This window comes from Pantoea alfalfae (genome assembly GCF_019880205.1).
Lineage (GTDB): Bacteria > Pseudomonadota > Gammaproteobacteria > Enterobacterales > Enterobacteriaceae > Pantoea > Pantoea alfalfae.
Map to the genome: position 1 here is coordinate 362809 of NZ_CP082292.1, position 17558 is coordinate 380366.

At 56.9% G+C, this 17558-nt stretch carries 16 protein-coding genes; 7 read left to right on the forward strand and 9 right to left on the reverse strand.

The genetic code is table 11. The features are described from left to right. The first annotated feature begins 4 nt into the window (after positions 1-4). From glgC to K6R05_RS01695, 4 genes are all read left to right on the forward strand, one after another. On the forward strand, positions 5-1297 hold the full coding sequence (glgC, locus tag K6R05_RS01680; RefSeq protein ID WP_161733725.1) for a glucose-1-phosphate adenylyltransferase: 1293 nt from the start codon (positions 5-7) through the stop codon (positions 1295-1297). Between the two features lie 63 nt (positions 1298-1360). Continuing rightward, positions 1361-2794 carry a glycogen synthase GlgA gene (glgA, locus tag K6R05_RS01685; protein WP_161733723.1) on the forward strand — a complete coding sequence of 478 codons (1434 nt, stop codon included), beginning with the start codon at positions 1361-1363 and terminating at the stop codon, positions 2792-2794. Positions 2795-2813: 19 nt separating this feature from the next. After that, positions 2814-5261 carry a glycogen phosphorylase gene (gene glgP / locus K6R05_RS01690; RefSeq protein WP_135907558.1) on the forward strand — a complete coding sequence of 816 codons (2448 nt, stop codon included), beginning with the start codon at positions 2814-2816 and terminating at the stop codon, positions 5259-5261. A gap of 223 nt (positions 5262-5484) precedes the next feature. Continuing rightward, positions 5485-6411 (forward strand): LysR family transcriptional regulator, encoded by a 927-nt coding sequence (locus K6R05_RS01695; RefSeq protein WP_222924897.1) that lies wholly within the window; start codon positions 5485-5487, stop codon positions 6409-6411. Here K6R05_RS01695 and mdcH read toward each other — a convergent pair. From mdcH to glpD, 9 genes are all read right to left on the reverse strand, one after another. After that, a complete protein-coding gene (gene mdcH / locus K6R05_RS01700) occupies positions 6401-7303 on the reverse strand; it encodes a malonate decarboxylase subunit epsilon (RefSeq protein WP_161733719.1) in 903 nt (300 codons plus the stop codon). The genes K6R05_RS01695 and mdcH overlap by 11 nt on opposite strands. Next, positions 7300-7917, reverse strand: a complete 618-nt coding sequence (locus K6R05_RS01705; RefSeq protein ID WP_161733717.1) for a malonate decarboxylase holo-ACP synthase — start codon at positions 7915-7917, stop codon at positions 7300-7302. The genes mdcH and K6R05_RS01705 overlap by 4 nt, the downstream gene beginning before the upstream one ends. A gap of 1 nt (position 7918) precedes the next feature. Then, positions 7919-8878, reverse strand: a complete 960-nt coding sequence (locus K6R05_RS01710) for an AEC family transporter (protein ID WP_161733715.1) — start codon at positions 8876-8878, stop codon at positions 7919-7921. A gap of 132 nt (positions 8879-9010) precedes the next feature. After that, positions 9011-9811, reverse strand: a complete 801-nt coding sequence (gene mdcE, locus K6R05_RS01715; RefSeq protein WP_150011130.1) for a biotin-independent malonate decarboxylase subunit gamma — start codon at positions 9809-9811, stop codon at positions 9011-9013. Continuing rightward, positions 9811-10644 (reverse strand): biotin-independent malonate decarboxylase subunit beta, encoded by an 834-nt coding sequence (locus K6R05_RS01720; protein WP_135907562.1) that lies wholly within the window; start codon positions 10642-10644, stop codon positions 9811-9813. Before K6R05_RS01720 ends, mdcE begins: the two co-directional genes overlap by 1 nt. Next, positions 10637-10936 carry a malonate decarboxylase acyl carrier protein gene (mdcC, locus tag K6R05_RS01725; protein WP_033734248.1) on the reverse strand — a complete coding sequence of 100 codons (300 nt, stop codon included), beginning with the start codon at positions 10934-10936 and terminating at the stop codon, positions 10637-10639. Before mdcC ends, K6R05_RS01720 begins: the two co-directional genes overlap by 8 nt. A gap of 8 nt (positions 10937-10944) precedes the next feature. Beyond that, complete coding sequence (locus K6R05_RS01730) at positions 10945-11805, reverse strand: triphosphoribosyl-dephospho-CoA synthase (protein WP_161733713.1); 861 nt, start codon at positions 11803-11805, stop codon at positions 10945-10947. Further along, complete coding sequence (gene mdcA / locus K6R05_RS01735) at positions 11806-13461, reverse strand: malonate decarboxylase subunit alpha (protein WP_161733711.1); 1656 nt, start codon at positions 13459-13461, stop codon at positions 11806-11808. 354 nt (positions 13462-13815) lie between these two features. Beyond that, positions 13816-15321 carry a glycerol-3-phosphate dehydrogenase gene (gene glpD / locus K6R05_RS01740; protein WP_161733709.1) on the reverse strand — a complete coding sequence of 502 codons (1506 nt, stop codon included), beginning with the start codon at positions 15319-15321 and terminating at the stop codon, positions 13816-13818. Between the two features lie 230 nt (positions 15322-15551). Between glpD and glpE the strand changes: the two genes are divergently transcribed. Genes glpE through K6R05_RS01755 form a run of 3 tightly spaced genes read left to right on the forward strand, consistent with a single transcriptional unit; the run spans position 15552 to position 17520 of the window. Continuing rightward, positions 15552-15878, forward strand: a complete 327-nt coding sequence (glpE, locus tag K6R05_RS01745) for a thiosulfate sulfurtransferase GlpE (protein ID WP_222924898.1) — start codon at positions 15552-15554, stop codon at positions 15876-15878. Between the two features lie 29 nt (positions 15879-15907). Further along, on the forward strand, positions 15908-16729 hold the full coding sequence (gene glpG / locus K6R05_RS01750; RefSeq protein WP_222924899.1) for a rhomboid family intramembrane serine protease GlpG: 822 nt from the start codon (positions 15908-15910) through the stop codon (positions 16727-16729). A 32-nt stretch (positions 16730-16761) separates the two neighbouring features. Further along, a complete protein-coding gene (locus K6R05_RS01755; protein ID WP_013359303.1) occupies positions 16762-17520 on the forward strand; it encodes a DeoR/GlpR family transcriptional regulator in 759 nt (252 codons plus the stop codon). Positions 17521-17558 lie beyond the last annotated feature (38 nt).

Here is a 17558-nt window from a genome sequence, read left to right on the forward strand (position 1 = left end):
AGACATGGTTAAGTTAGATAGAACAGATCACCTGATGCTGGCCCGCCAGCTCCCTACACAGACGGTTGCTCTGATCCTTGCCGGCGGACGCGGCACGCGCCTGGTCGATTTAACGGCCAAACGTGCTAAACCGGCGGTGCATTTCGGCGGCAAGTTCCGCATTATCGACTTTGCCCTTTCCAACTGCGTCAACTCCGGTATCCGACGGATTGGCGTAATTACCCAGTATCAGTCCCATACCCTGACTCAGCATATCCAGCGTGGCTGGTCGATCTTCAATGAAGAGATGAATGAGTTTGTCGATTTGCTGCCAGCGCAGCAGCGCTTTTCGACCGAACAGTGGTATCGCGGAACGGCCGATGCCGTGACGCAAAACCTTGATGTGATTCGCCGCTATCAGGCGCAGTACATTGTGATCCTTGCCGGGGACCACATTTATAAGATGGATTATTCACGCATGCTGCTGGATCACGTGGTGAACGAGGCGAAATGTACCATCGCCTGTTTACCCGTGCCGGTGCATGAGGCCACGGCCTTTGGCGTGATGGCGGTGAACGAAGATAACATGGTGATCGACTTCGTAGAGAAACCCGCGAAACCGCCCACCATGCCGGGTGATGACACGCAGTCGCTCGCCAGTATGGGGATCTACGTGTTTAACGCGGATTATCTCTATGCGCTGTTGGAGGAGGATCTGCAGACGCCTGGCTCTAATCATGATTTCGGCAAAGATATCCTGCCGAAAATCGTGGCAAGCGGCGAAGGCTATGCGCACTCCTTTGCGCTCTCCTGCGTCCAGAACGATGACAATGCGCCGCCTTACTGGCGCGACGTCGGCACGCTGGAAGCCTACTGGCGCGCCAATCTCGACCTGGCATCGGTGATGCCTGAGCTTGATATGTATGACGTTACCTGGCCGATTCGTACTCACATGGAGCCGCTGCCGCCGGCGAAATTTGTTCAGGACCGTTCCGGCAGTCACGGAATGACTATGAACTCGCTGGTATCGGGCGGTTGCATCATCTCCGGTTCGGTGGTGGTCAATTCAGTGCTGTTCCCACGCGTTCGCGTTAACTCGTTTTGCAATATTGATTCAACTGTACTGCTGCCCGATGTGGTAGTGGGCCGATCGTGTCGCCTGCGTCGCTGCGTGATTGATCGTGCCTGCGAACTGCCGGAAGGCATGGTTATTGGCGAAAACCCCGATGAAGACAGTCGCCGTTTTCACCGTTCGGATGAAGGGATCGTACTGGTCACCCGCGCCATGCTGGCCAGGCTAGCCAAAGCGGGGCTGTAAGCGATAAGCGGAACTTACGCAATCGGCACGCGGAGCGTGCCGGATAACTTAATGAGGTCGAGGATGCAGGTTTTACATGTCTGTTCAGAACTTTTCCCGCTGCTGAAAACGGGCGGACTGGCTGATGTAGTTGGGGCATTACCTCAGGCGCAGATTGCGGGCGGCACGGATACACGGGTACTGTTGCCCGCTTTTCCCGCATTGCGCAAAGGCATACCTGATCTCCAGGTCGTGACGGAGCGAGAGACATTTGCCGGTCATATACGTCTGTTATTTGGTGAATTTAATGGTGTGGGCATCTACTTAATTGATGCGCCTGGCCTCTACGATCGCCCCGGCAGTCCTTACCATGACGAGTCGCAGTTTGCGTATGTCGACAACTATCTGCGCTTTGCGCTGCTGGGTTGGGTCGGCTGTGAACTGGCGTGCGGCATGGACGCTATGTGGCGTCCCGAGATCGTGCATGCGCATGACTGGCATGCTGGCCTGACCTGTGCCTATCTGGAAGCGCGCGGTCGTCCGGCTAAATCAGTCTTTACCGTGCACAACCTGGCGTACCAGGGGCTATTCATGGCGCATCACATGGATGAGATTGGCCTGCCGTGGTCGTTCTTTAACATGCATGGGCTGGAGTTCTTCGGACAGATCTCCTTCCTGAAAGCGGGACTCTTTTACGCTGACCATATCACGGCGGTAAGCCCGACTTACGCTCATGAAATTACCTCTGCCGAATATGCTTATGGCATGGAAAGCCTGCTGGCACAGCGGATGCTGGAAGGCCGTCTTAGCGGGATCCTTAATGGCGTCGATCCCTCTATCTGGGACCCGGCGCACGATCTGCTGTTGAGCGCGCGCTATAACCGCGACACGCTGGAAGCGAAAGCGGAAAACAAACGGCAGCTGCAGGTGGCGATGGGGCTGAAGGTGGATGATAAAGCGCCGGTATTCTGCGTGATCAGCCGTCTGACCAAACAGAAAGGGCTGGACCTGGTGCTGGAAGCGCTGCCTGGCCTGCTGGCGCAGGGCGGACAGCTGGTGCTGCTGGGACAGGGTGATGCCGAACTGCAACAGGGATTCCTGGCGGCGGCGGCGGAGCATCCGGGCAGTGTCGGCGTACAGATTGGCTATCACGAAGCGTTCTCCCACCGTATTGTCGGTGGCGCGGATGTGATCGTGGTGCCGAGTCGCTTTGAGCCCTGCGGCCTGACACAACTTTATGGCCTGAAGTATGGTACGTTGCCGTTAGTGCGCCGCACCGGCGGGCTGGCGGATACCGTCAATGACAGCTCTCTGGAGAACCTGGCCGACGGTATTGCCAGTGGCTTCAGCTTTGAAGATGCCAATGCCTGGTCGCTGTTACGGGCCATCCGGCGCGCGTTTGTGTTGTGGTCCCGTCCTTCACTGTGGCGTTACGTTCAGCGCCAGGCGATGGCGATGGACTTTAGCTGGCAGGTGGCCGCACAAGCCTACCGTGATCTCTACCAACGTTTGATGTAACGGATTGGGAAAACTGGATATGAATGCACCTTTCACTTACGCCTCACCAACGTTGACGGTTGATGCCTTAAAGCATTCGATTGCCTACAAACTGATGTTTACCATCGGCAAAGATCCCTCGATCGCCAACAAGCACGAGTGGCTCAATGCCTCGTTGCTGGCGGTGCGCGACCGGATGGTGGAGCGCTGGCTGCGTTCCAGCCGTGCCCAGCTCTCTCAGGATGTCCGCCAGGTCTATTACCTGTCGATGGAGTTCCTGATGGGTCGCACCTTAGGGAATGCCCTGCTGGCGATGGGGATCTATGACGATCTCAACCAGGCGCTGGATGAGATGGGTCTGGATCTGGCCGAGCTGATGGAAGAGGAGAACGATCCGGGGCTGGGCAACGGTGGTCTGGGTCGCCTGGCGGCCTGTTTCCTCGATTCACTGGCGACGCTGGGCATGCCGGGCCGCGGTTATGGCATCCGCTATGATTACGGCATGTTCAAACAGAACATTGTGGAAGGTGAGCAGAAAGAGTCGCCGGATTACTGGCTTGAGTATGGTAATCCATGGGAATTCCAGCGTTTCAATACCCGTTACAAAGTACGATTTGGCGGTCGCGTTCAGCACGAAGGCACCAAAGTGCGCTGGCTGGAGACTGAAGAGATTCTGGCGATGGCCTATGACCAGATCATTCCCGGCTTCGACACTGATGCCACAAACACCCTGCGGCTATGGGGCGCGCAGGCCAGCAACGAGATCAACCTCGGTAAGTTCAACCAGGGCGACTACTTCGCGGCAGTGGAAGACAAAAACCACTCAGAGAACGTGTCGCGCGTGCTTTATCCGGATGATTCGACCTACTCAGGCCGTGAGCTGCGTCTGCGTCAGGAGTATTTCCTTGTCTCCGCGACGGTGCAGGACATTCTGAACCGTCACTGGCGGATGCATCAGACCTGGGACAACCTGGCGGATAAAATCGCCATTCACCTGAATGATACCCATCCGGTGCTGGCGATTCCCGAACTGATGCGCCTGCTGATCGACGAACATAAATTCAGCTGGGACAGCGCTTTTGACGTCTGCTGTCAGGTCTTCTCGTATACTAACCATACGCTGATGACTGAAGCGCTCGAGACCTGGCCGGTCGATATGATCGGTAAGATCCTGCCGCGCCACCTCAGCATCATTTTCGAGATTAACGACTTCTTCCTTAAGACGATTCAGGATCACTATCCTGATGACCTGGATCTGCTGTCGCGCATTTCGATCATCGACGAGAACGATGGACGCCGGGTACGCATGGGCTGGCTGGCCGTCGTCGTCAGTCATAAAGTGAATGGCGTGTCAGAGCTGCACTCTAACCTGATGGTCCAGTCGCTGTTTGCCGACTTCTCCCGTCTGTTCCCGGGCCGCTTCTGCAATAAAACCAACGGCGTCACCCCTCGTCGCTGGCTGGCGCTGGCGAACCCGGCGCTATCAGAGGTACTGGATGAGGAGATTGGTCGCAACTGGCGTACCGATCTCAGCCAACTGGATGAGCTGAAAGCACAGATCGACTATCCGGCGTTTATTGAAAAAGTCGCGGTTGCCAAGCATCAGAACAAGCGTCGGCTGGCAGACTGGGTGGCGAAGAATCTGGATGTGGTGCTCGACCCGAACGCGCTGTTTGATGTCCAGATCAAGCGTATTCACGAGTACAAACGTCAGTTGCTCAACGTGCTGCATGTGATCACCCGTTACAACCGCATCAAGGCCGATCCGCAGGCGGATTGGGTGCCGCGCGTGAATATCTTTGCCGGTAAAGCAGCGTCGGCCTATTACGTCGCCAAGCATATTATTCATCTGATTAACGATGTCGCGAATGTGATCAACAATGATCCACAGGTGAAGAACAAACTGAAGGTGGTCTTCATCCCGAACTACAGCGTGAGTCTGGCGCAGATCATTATCCCGGCGGCCGATCTCTCTGAGCAGATCTCGACCGCAGGGACGGAAGCGTCCGGCACCAGTAACATGAAGTTTGCGCTGAACGGCGCGCTGACAATCGGTACGCTGGATGGGGCCAATGTTGAGATGCTGGATCACGTCGGGGAAGAGAACATCTTTATCTTTGGTAATACCACGCCGCAGGTCGAAGCGCTGCGTAAGGGCGGCTATAACCCGCGTGACTATTACGAAGGGGATGAAGAGCTGCACCAGGTGCTGACTCAGATTGCCTCTGGCGTGTTTAGTCCGCAGGATCCGGGCCGTTACCGCAATCTGTTCGACTCTCTGGTTAACTTTGGCGATCACTACCAGTTACTGGCGGATTATCGCAGCTATGTGGATACCCAGGATAAGGTGGATGCGCTCTACCGTAAACCGGATGAGTGGCAGCGCCGCGCGGCGAAAAATATCGCGGGCATGGGCTACTTCTCGTCGGACCGTACCATCCAGGAGTACGCCGATGAGATCTGGAACATTACACCAATAAGGCTGTAGGGTCGGACAGTATGCCTTTCTGACGTTCTTTGCGGCCGGGTAACCGGCCGCATTGTCATCTTTTCTCATGGCATTCCCGCCACCCCGTCGCTTTTTCAGAAGGTTCAGCGTCTTATGACCTCGGTGCCTGTATCTGCCCACAGAGCGAACCAGATCATTACACTCTGGCTGAGAATCGCTACTATGCGGAAAAGCAAAACGATCCGACAGGCAACCGCAGCCCATGAGTGACAACATCAATCAGGAAATTACCTTCCGCAAGCTCAGCGTTTTTATGATGTTTATGAGCAAAGGGAATATCGCCCGCACAGCGGAAGCGCTGGCGCTGAGCAGTGTCAGCGTGCATCGCGCGCTGCACACGCTGGAAGAGGGCATTGACTGTCCGCTGTTTATTCACAAAGGCCGTAATCTGGTGCCGCTGCCTGCCGCCTGGACGCTGCTGGACTACTGTCGCGACGTGACTACCCTGATGGGTAAAGGTATTGAAGAGGCGCGCAAGGTGGCGGGTATCGGCGTGGGTCGTCTGCGGCTTGGCACACTCTACTCGCTAACGCTTGAAACCATTCCCCGGCTGATCATGGGCATGAAACTGCGTCGGCCCACGCTCGAGCTTGATCTGACCATGGGCTCCAATCAGATGCTCATGAATATGCTGGAAGATGACGCGCTGGATGCGATTCTGATCGCCACCGATGAGGGCGAACTCAGCGATGCGCATTTTGATGTGATTCCGCTGTTTGAAGACAGTATTTTTCTGGCTGCGCCAGCCGGGGAGACGCGGGAAAAAACCGGCCCGGTGGATCTGCGTGATTTTGCCGACCGGGATTTTGTTTCACTGGCTGAGGGATTTGCCACCTATACCGGTTCGCAGGAGGCGTTTCAGATAGCCGGATTTGAACCGCGCATAGTCACCCAGGTAAATGACATCTTCTCAATGATAAGCCTGGTGCAGGCGGGCATTGGCCTGGCGCTGATTCCGGGACGAATGAAGAAGGTGTATGAAAACAACATTCAGTTGCTGCCGCTCGCTGAGCCTTGTCAGATGCGTCAGCAGATCTCGATTGTCTACTCACATCGTCGCGAACGCGATAATGACCTGCTGGCCCTGGCGGCAGAAGGGCGGATGTACGCCCGCAGCCTTACTGACTGAGCCGTTTAGCCAGATGCAGCGCCACCCCGACGCTGTTGCGCTCCATGCAGATCGCTTCGCCCTGCCAGCCCGCCTGCAGTGTCAGGCCCGTCAGCACATTGCCCGGCGGCATCTCGATCGCCAGTCGGGCATCGCGCTGATTAGCGGCAACCATCGCATCATTCCACTGCACCGTGCGCGCCATATTAAAGGCGAGATCGTCAGCAATCTTCTCAGGTTCCCAAATCACCCGTCCGGTTGAGCCGCTGAGATAAGCGCAATCGGGCCGGGAGAGGGTGACGGATGCAAACGCGCGCGCCAGTTCGGCGGCGGGCTTGTCCAGCAGCGCGCAGTGCGACGGCACGCTCACCGCGAGTCTGATCGCTTTGCTGGCACCGGCATCCAGCGCTTTCTGCGCCACGACAGCCATATCCTCATCACGACCGGCAATCACAATCTGCGTTTCCGCATTCAGGTTGGCGATGTAGGTATTGCTGCCAGCCAGCAGCTTCTCCAGACGATTCAGCGTTAAACCGGTGATGGCGGTCAGGCCATATCCGTGCGGGTAAGCCTGCTCCATCAGATCGCCGCGCAGTGCAACCAGCCGCAGGGCGTCGCTGAAATCGAGCGCACCGGCGATCACCGCAGCGGGAAATGCACCAATCGACAGACCACTGACGATGTCCGGTTTCACTCCACGGCGGATCAGCTCGCGCGCCCAGGCGACTCCGGCAATCAGCAGACAGAGCTGCACGGCGCGGGTGTGGCGCAGCGCATCAGTGCTGTCGAGCCGGTCGGTCTCGTCGCCCAGTACCGCGCGCACGCTGTTTAATACCGCGTCGCCGTCGGGCAGATGCTGCAGCATCCCGGCTCGTTGGGTGCCCTGGCCGGGAAAGGTAAAGAGTATTTTCATGAATTCTCCCTGCTCCAGGGTGAAGCGGTCAGTATCGGTCCGGTATCGGTTTTTAACAGCACGCGACCCTCACGCAGCCACTCGTTCAGCGCAAACGCGCCAGACGGCGTTTCCACCTGGGTATCCACCCGGCAGTCCAGCGAGTCGGTCAGCGTCTGCCACTGTTGCAGCGCATCGCGCGGCAGCGGCTGCGGGGCGCGGATCACTAAATCAAGATCGCTGGCAGCATGCAGCGTGGGCCGTTGCGTCGCCAGCGCATAACCGGTGCTGCCGGTTATGCCCCAATGCCAGGGCCAGAGAGACTCGCTGAGCGTAATCGCCGCGCGAACCGGCGCATAAGCGGTAAAGGGTGAATCCAGCAGCCATGCCCGTTCTGCCACTCTCTCTGGCGTCACCATCCGGACAATATCGGCTGGATTAATCCAGCCGGCGGCGCGCTGCTCACGTCGCTCACCGCGCACACCCACCGGAATCAGACCGGATTCACGGTGATCGCGCCGTACCACCACCGGCAGATCGGGATGCCAGAATGTGCTGACCCAGTTCTCTTTAATCGCAGCTAACGCGTCGCTGTGACGCAGCCAGAGCAGATCGTGGGGGCGCGGCGCACTCATATTACATTCCTGATGTCAGCGTGATGAACAGCGGTAACGATAAAATACACAGAATCGAACTCAACAGTAGCACGGCTTCAGCATCGGGCGACTGCACGCCAAAGCGGTTGCCGAATACCACGCCGAAGAAACCGGCTGACAGCGCAATCATCAGGATAGCGGTAATGGCCACTGAACCGTTAAGCCCCAGCGCCAGTACCAGACCCCAGGCGATAAAGGGCTGAATCAGCAGTTTAGTCACCGTGCCGACGCCCACCACCGCGTTAAGTTTCAGTTTGCGTGCCGACAGGATGACACCGGTCAGGAAGAGTGCAGCGGCGGTGGCAGCAAGACCCAGCGGTTTGATGGCGGCCAGCACCAGATCAGGCATTTTAACGCCCAGCGCTGATAACACCACGCCAATCAACGGTCCCAGTACAATCGGTTTTTTCACTGAACGCCACATCAGAATCGGCAGCATGGTCAGGGTTGAACCGTGCTCGGTGCCGTCGGCAAACGCTTTTTCACGTTCCAGAATCAGCAGGCAAAGCGGTGTAAGCAGCACTGAACCACAGGCGATGGAGACCGCTACCGAGAGCGAAGTGGCACCATTTTCACCCAGCACGCTGGCCAGAATGGGCAGGCCCAGCGCGGCGTAATTTGGCAGCGCCACCGTCAGTGTTAACACAGCCGCATCCTGCGGTGACTTTTTGAAAACTTTTGTAGCCGCGAAATAGACAGCTCCATAAGTAATCCACATTGCGCCGGTAATAACCACAATCAGCGGCCATTGCGCCACGATGCCCGGCCAGGGCGTTTGTACCGTTGCGCTGAACAGCGCGGCGGGCAGTGCAAAATCCATGACGAAAATATTCAGCAGAGAGACGTCTTTGTTGTTGACCATTCCGGCCTTACCGGCCCAGAAACCCAGCAGCATAATGACAAAGATCGGAGCAAGGGCATGAACAATTATATAAATCATAAATCACCTGTAATTAAGAAGAATTCTTTAAAAAACAGCGATGTTTATAATTCTGAACACGGCCACTGCTCCGGGGCGCAGTTAGCGATGCGCCCCGTCAGACCGGTTTCGGCAGGTTTATTTTTTTTATGATTACCAGGTCGCGCGCATCCGTTCGCGAACCAGGGAGGAGCTGTGACGATTGGATGCACCCAGGCGGCTTTTCAGGCTCGGATCCTGACGAGCGTCGCTAATCGCCTTGTGCAGCGCAATCTCGACCATCGCCACATCAGCGTCAGACGGCGCATCAGGATTGCCCACGTTCAGCAGATCGGAGAGCAGGCCCAGCGTGGCGAAGTTATTCACGTCGTAAGCCATCGGTGGAATGGTCGCAGCCAGTTTTTCCAGCGCTTCCACGGAGCGCAGCGTAATACGCGCCGCCGATGCTTTGCCCATGGCATGCACCAGCACACCCTGATCGTTAAGCGCAATCAGTCGGTTAGCCTGATAGCCGTGTGCCAGGAACGCACCGGACATCGCTTTGCCAACAATCAGGCCAATCACCGGATGACCGTCAAGGCGTGCGTTGGCATAAGCCCCCGCCGCACCGGCCAGCGCCTGATGAATACCAAATGCCTCTTCGCGGCGGCCATAGGCCTGACTCGGCACATCAATCACCGCCACAATCGGGCGTTTCACGGCACTGTTTTTGTCTGCTTCGCGCGTTTCATTCACCACTTTCGCCAGCGTCCAGCCCTCCAGCAGACCGACTTCACCCTGCGCGGCGCGCGGATAATGGTTTTGGGGATCGGGCACAACGGCAATAAAGCGTACGTTTTCGCCATTGAGCTGGCCGTCAGCCACCTGAACAGAGGCACACAGGCCGCTAAGACGCTGTGCATTGGGTGCGAGTTTTTCCAGCCAGGTTGCACCGCGGCTGCTTGTCTGAGTCATTATTTCTCCTCCCGGGCGAAAAGCTGTTTAATCTGCGCGGTGTCCGCCTGCTGGCGGGTATCAAACTGCGACAGACGTGACAGGAAATCGGCATAGTTATCACTGCGGTTCTGGGCCGGAACGCCTTTGGCAATAAAGTCATTCATGGCGGTTTTCACCGCGTTGATGCCGTCACTCACCAGCGCATCGACCAGGCCGCTGGCGTAGCGGATTTCGCCGCCGGTCATGCTCCAGATAAACGGGCGATCGCGTGAGTCATACTCTTCAATGCCTGCTTCCTGCTCAATCACCTGCGGACCGTTCAGCCCCAGACGGGCTTCACGCGTGACAATCAGGTAGCTGCACAGCGCGGCAGCAATAGACATCCCGCCGAAGCAGCCAACGGTGCCGCTGACGATGCCGATAACCGGGGTGTAGCGACGCAGATCGACAATCGCTGCGTGAATATCCGCAATCGCCGCCAGGCCAAGATTTGCTTCCTGTAAACGCACGCCACCGGTTTCCAGGCAGAGCACCGCCTGAGTCGGAATGCCGTTGCGGTTGTCTTCTGCCGCCAGCTCCAGCGCTGCCGCCATTTTCGCCCCGGAAACTTCGCCCATGCTGCCGCCCTGGAAGGTGCCTTCAATGGCGACAACCACTGCAGGCTGACCATTCAGGGTACCGCGCGCCACTACCATGCCGTCATCTGACTGAGGCACCACGCCCTGCGGGGCCAGCCATGGCGACATAATGCCTTCAAACGGATCAAGCAGTTCGCGATAGCTGCCTGCATCCAGCAGCGCATGGGCGCGTTCACGAGCCCGTAATTCAATAAAACTGGCATCGTTACGCATGGCTCACCTCTTCAAAAACCTGTTCAATACGGATACGCGCTACGCCGGGTGTCGCGCCGAAATCGTGAATAATCAGCTCTCCGGCGGGCAGGCCGTTTATTAAGTTCAGGCGATCAAACAGCGCTTTCCAGCGCGCGTCGCTGTTATCCAGTGAGGTGGTGATATCGATGTTCAGTGTCTGGCCTTCAGTTGCGGTGTACAGCACTTCCATATCACCGGAACCAACGACCCCGGCCAGCGCTCTGCCATTGAGCAGGCGGTTAGCAGGTAAAGATAATGTGATGTGTTCCATAATGGCCTCTAAAAATAAGAAAGTTCAGGCGAGCAGACCCGATCAATAAACAGCGTCGTGGCCAGCAAATCGGCGGCCCCGCCAGGCGAAGCATTGAGCGCCAGCATGCGCTGGTCGAGCTGCGACAGCGCCACCTGACCTGCGGCTGTGCGGCAGCCTCCCGCCAGCAGTACGGCGCGTGCGCCCTGCTGCATGGCGTTCAGTCCGGTCATACCCGCACGAGACAGCACGCAGGTATCGCTGAGCGAGGTCATGATCGCCATCAGCGCATCCAGGCGGGCTTCGCTCTCACTGGCACCCACCGCCCGGCTGGACAGCAGCTGCGGCAGCGCCAGCTTCATCACATGAGGAAACGCCTGTTGCGCCTCTTCGCGTGCGCCGGGCACCTGATAGCGGTGCGTCGCTTTCAAACCTTTGCTGAACAGCTTTGGTGCTGCCCGGTCGGGCAGGCTGGCCAGTGCAGCGGCGGTGCGGGTCAGCTGGTCGGCACTGGCAGCGCCGCCGTGCATGGCCGCGGCACTCACCAGCAATCCCAGCGCCCAGATTGCGCCACGATGGGTGTTAACGCCGCCGGTTGCCGCCATCATCTGCTGCTCACCGTCACGGCCCAGGCGGCCTACCGTTTCGCGCAGGGCGATATCAGCAGGACGCAGCCAGCTGTGACGGGCCAGCGCCAGAAAGGCTGGCATCAGGCTGTGAGCAGAACGCTCCATCAGCGCCAGCGTCAGATCCTGATGCGCGCCGTTTCCCCGACTGTCGACCAGACCCGGCTTAGGGCTCAGACGTGCTTCATCGATCAGACAATCGCGCGCCATCGTTGCCAGCTGGCTGGACTGCGCCTCGGCTTGAGTCTGTGACAGGAGTTTCATTTACCAGCTCCGGAATTTAGCAGGTGGGTTGTACAGGCCATCTGACCATTCAACCAGGTCAGCGACGCTGCCCGCTGCCAGCAGTGAACGCGTGGCGTCAGAGCGGCGGATACCCATATCTTCCGGGTAGACCACTTTGCCGCTTTTACGCAGGGCTGCGACGCGTGCCGCATCCACACCCAGACCGATGTCGGTAATGCCCGCAACAGCAGCAACCATAGCGCGACGCTCTTCAAGACTTTCTGCGCGATAGAGATAGGCGATACCTTCCTCGGTCAGCACATGGGTCACGTCATCGCCGTAAATCATGACCGGTGCCAGCGGCATGCCGGAGGTTTTGGCGACCTCAACCGCATCAAGGGTTTCAACGAAGGTCGGTTTCGCGCCTGCCTGGAAGGTCTCGACCATCTGCACCACCAGTTTTTTACCGCGCTGCATCGGGTCTGGCTCAGTGATCATGTTCAGCCAGGCGGGCGTGGCGTGACGACGGCCATGGGGATCGTGGCCCATGTTCGGTGCACCGCCGAAGCCGGAAAGACGACCACGCGTCACGGTAGAGGAGTTTGCCAGCCCATCAACCTGCAGGGTGGCACCGATAAACATATCGACCGCGTACTGGCCGGCCAGCTGACAGAAGGCGCGGTTAGAGCGCATTGAGCCGTCGCTGCCGGTAAAGAAGATGTCAGGACGGGCGCGGATATACTCTTCCATTCCCAGCTCACCGCCGAAGCAGTGCACACTCTCGACCCAGCCGCTCTCAATCGCCGGGATCAGCGTTGGATGCGGGTTCAGCGTCCAGTGTTTACAGATTTTACCTTTCAGACCGAGCTGCTCGCCGTAGGTTGGCAGCAGCAGTTCAATGGCGGCAGTGTTAAAACCGATACCGTGGTTCAGCGACTGCACCTGGTGTTCGGCGTAGATGCCTTTAATCGCCATCATCGCCATCAGGATATGTTCCTGTTTAATCAGGCGTGGATCGCGGGTAAACAGCGGTTCGATGAAGAACGGTTTGTCTGCGACGACGACGTAGTCAATCCAGGAGCCGGGGATATCGACGCGCGGCAGGTCGGTTTCGTCATCGACCAGTTCATTGACCTGGGCTATCACAATACCGTCACGAAACGCGGCGGCTTCCACCAGTGCCGGGGTATCTTCGGTGCTCGGGCCGGTATAAAGGTTGCCCTTGCGGTCGGCTTTGTATCCTGCAATCAACGCCACATTTGGGCTAAGATCAACATAGAGGCGGGAATAGAGTTCGATATAGGTATGGATAGCGCCGATTTCCAACTGGCCATCCTGTAACAGCTGAGACATGCGCAGACTTTGCGGACCGGAAAAAGAGAAGTCGAGTTTGCGGGCTATGCCTTTTTCAAAAATATCGAGATGCTCACTGCGGCCGACGCTCGGCATAATCATATGCAGGTCGTGAATCTTTGCCGGATTCACCGCTGCCAGCGTGCGGGATAAGAAGTCAGCCTGTTTCTGGTTATTCCCTTCAAGCACCACGCGGTCGCCTGGTGCAATGAGTGTTTCCAGGGCTTCTGTAGCTCTTTCTGAAGGAATGACTTTGCCATCAAGGGGAAAGGAAGCCATACGACGCGCTTTTTCACTGCGGCGTGTGTTCCACTCCCGGGCAGGCGTTTGGCCTGTGTTCATTTCAACCTCCTGATTAGAATCGCTGTTGCTTCGTTTATGCTGAAGAAAGTCTGAGCTTTCTTAATGCATCGTTCAATTAAGCAAAAAAGCTGAACGTTAGATTTAAGGTAACGATAGAGAAAGGGAGTAAGAGATAAGCGAAGGGATGAGTTTAGGCTGCGATACATGAAGTAAAAGTTACAGCAGTGAGTATTGCTGGTCGTAACTGATTATCAAAAAAAAGTGTGATCCAGAGTTAATTTTCATCTAGCGTTTACTCTGGACGTGAGTATTGAAATAGATCCGAATAGTTGTCCGATGAACCGCCATAAAAAAAGCAGGCCGAAGCCTGCTTTCTGTATTTTAACTTTCTGCTCAGGAGGCCAGTGACAGGACGGGTTTCGCTTTCGCTGCCAGCCACTCGGCAACGCGAGCCTGCTGCTCTTTGGTCAGCCACATACCCTGTTTGGTACGACGCCAGATAGCATCATCCAGTTCACGCACCCACTCATGCTGTACCAGGTAACGCAGTTCCGCTTCGTAGAATTCGTGTCCGAAGTTCTCACCCAGGTCATCCAGACTTTTCGCGCCAGCAAGCAGGGTTTCCGTGCTGCTGCCGTAAGTGCGCGAGAAGTGGCGCGCCATATTTTCGCTGATGAATGGATAACGACGACGCAGACTGGCTGCATAATCTTCACGGGTGCCGGAGATATTGCCACCCGGCAATACGCAGTTTTTGGTCCAGGCCGGACCCGCGTTCGGGTAGTACTTCACCAGTTTTTCCAGCGCATGTTCCGCCAGCTTACGATAGGTGGTCAGCTTGCCGCCAAATACGGAAAGCAGCGGTGCCTGACCATTATCGTCGCGCACGTCCAGCGTGTAATCACGGGTGATCGCCTGCGGTGAATCGGATTCATCATCACACAACGGACGGACACCGGAATAGGACCAGACGATATCGTCAGCGGTCAGCTGCTTTTTAAAGTGTCCGTTGAACACTTTCAGCAGATAGGCTGTCTCGTTGTCGTCGATATTGACGTTTTTCGGATCGCCTTTGTACTCCACATCGGTGGTACCGATGATTGAGAACTCATCCATCCACGGGATGACAAACACAATACGGTTATCTTCGTTCTGCAGAATATAAGCCTGCTTCTCGGTATGAACGCGCGGCACCACAATGTGGCTGCCTTTGATCAGACGAATACCGTAAGGCGATTTCAGCTTCAGGCTGTCATCAAACAGCTGCTTAACCCATGGGCCAGCGGCGTTGACCAGGCCTTTCGCCTGCCAGGTGAAGGTTTTGCCGCTGTCGACATCTTCCGCTTCAACTTTCCACAGGCCGCCTTCGCGCCAGGCTCGGGTCACGCGGGTGCGGGTACGGACTTCACCACCACGCTTCACCACTTCCTGCGCGTTCAGTACCACCATGCGGGCATCATCGACCCAGCAGTCAGAATATTCGAATCCGCGCGTAATTTCCGGCTTCAGGGCTGAATCCGCGCCAAACCGCAGACTTTTACTGCCTGGCAGGCTGGTACGCTTGCCGAGATGGTCATACATAAACAGGCCGGTGCGGATCATCCACGCCGGACGCAGATGCGGACGGTGCGGCAGACGGAAGCGCATCGGGAACGCCAGATGGGGGGCCATTTTCAGCAGGACTTCACGCTCGGCCAGTGCTTCACTGACCAGACGGAATTCGTAATGTTCAAGGTAGCGCAGGCCGCCGTGAATCAGTTTTGAACTGGCAGAGGAGGTCGCGCAAGCCAGATCCCGCGCCTCCAGCATTAACACCGACAGTCCGCGTCCTGCAGCGTCTGCTGCAATGCCGGCACCGTTGATGCCGCCGCCGATCACGATCAGGTCTTTGGTTTCCACGTCATCTCCTCCGATGTTCGGAATAGTTCATTAATGTTCGTTTTCGAGCATAATCATAATCGCAAACCAACATTTACGCCAGTCTTTAACCGGGTAAAAACATTTTTGCGTGATATAGCTAACATTCTGCCCACCAAAAAAACAGATAGCCGTAACGATTGTCAGGTTATCGGCGTGGATTCTCGGGTTACACTACGCAGCATTACGACGACGCTGTTATGAGAGATTCCATGGAAATGTTCGAATGTATTAACGTGCAGCAGGCGCAGGCGCATCTGACTGAGGGTGCACTGCTGGTGGATATCCGCGATCCGCAAAGTTACGCCCTGGGTCATGCGGCAGGCGCGCTGCATCTGACCAACACCAACCTCAGCGACTTTGTCAGTGGCGCAGACCACAGCCTGCCGGTGCTGGTAATGTGCTATCACGGCAACAGCAGCAAAAGCGCGGCGCAATATCTGCTGGGACAGGGTTTCAGCGCGGCCTACAGCATTGATGGCGGCTTTGATGCCTGGCGTGCCGCCTTTCCTCAGCAGGTTGCCCCCGGCAGCGAATAAGTTGCTGCCCGTCACATGGAGAGTTACTGATGCGCATTACCCAGTTTAATCAGCCGCGCATGGCGCAGGCGTTTGTGGACTACATGGCGACGCAGGGCATTACGCTGCGCATCGAGCATGAAAATCACTACGTCATCATGCTGGATGACGAGAGCAAGATCTCAGTGGTCGAAAACGAACTTCAGCAGTTTTTGCACGACCCTAACCATCCGCGCTATCAGGCCGCCAGCTGGCACAGCGGCAAGACCGACAGCGGTCTGCGCTATGAGCGCAGCAACATCTGGGCGAACATCCGCGAGCGGGCAGGTCCGCTGACCCTGTCCCTGATGGTGCTCTGTATCGCCGTGTTTATTCTGATGCAGGTGATGGGCGATCAGACCGTGATGGCTTGGCTCTCCTGGCCCGATGCCGACCAGCATCTGCAGGTCTGGCGCTGGTTCAGCCATGCGCTGCTGCACTTTTCACTGCTGCACATCCTGTTTAATCTGATGTGGTGGTGGTATCTCGGCGGCGCGGTCGAAAAGCGCCTTGGCAGCGGCAAACTGTTCGTGATTATGCTGATTTCCGCGCTGCTCAGCGGCTGGCTGCAGGCGAAGTTTAGCGGCATCTGGTTTGGCGGTCTGTCTGGCGTGGTGTATGCGCTGATGGGTTACTGCTGGCTGCGCGGCGAGCGCGATCCAGACAGCGGCGTCTATCTTGAAAGGGGATTGATCGGTTTTGCGCTGGTCTGGCTGGTGATTGGCTGGTTCGGCGTCTTTGGTCTGGCGATTGCTAACGCGGCGCACGTCGCCGGTCTGGTCGTCGGGCTGGCAATGGCGCTGGTGGATACGCGTAACGTCAGGCGTCGTTAGACAGGATATAAGCGGGTTAACAGGAGAGGAACGTGAAGCAGACGCAACGTCATGATGCGATTATCGATTTAGTCCGTCGTCAGGGATATGTCAGTACTGAGGAGCTGGTGGATCACTTTGAGGTCAGCCCGCAAACCATTCGTCGCGATCTCAACGATCTGGCCGATCAGAATAAAATTCAGCGTCACCACGGCGGCGCGGCGCTTCCTTCCAGCTCTGAGAATACCGCCTGGCACGATCGTAAAATGATGTGGTCAGCGGAGAAAGCGCGGATTGCGCAGCGTGTTGCCAGTCAGATCCCGGATGGGGCCACGCTGTTTATCGACATCGGCACCACGCCGGAAGCGGTGGCGCATGCACTGCTCAACCATAGCGACTTACGCGTGGTGACCAACAACCTCAACGTCGCGATGCTGTTGATGGGCAAGCCCGATTTCCGGGTAATTATCGCAGGCGGTGAAGTACGGACCCGCGATGGCGCGGTGATGGGGGAAGCGACGCTCGACTTCATTTCCCAGTTCCGGCTCGATTACGGCATCCTGGGGATCAGCGGCATCGATATGGATGGATCGCTGCTGGAGTTCGACTATCACGAAGTCCGCACCAAGCGCGCCATCATTGAAAATTCACGCTGTGTGATGCTGGTGGTGGATCACTCGAAGTTTGGCCGTAACGCCATGGTTAACCTTGGCAACATGAGTCTGCTGGACTATCTCTACACCGACAAAATGCCGCCCGCCAGCGTCATGAAAGTGATTGAGCAGCATGAGGTTCACCTCGAACTCTGCTGATTCCTGTCACGCCAGCCGCCCGGCTGGCGTTTTTCTTT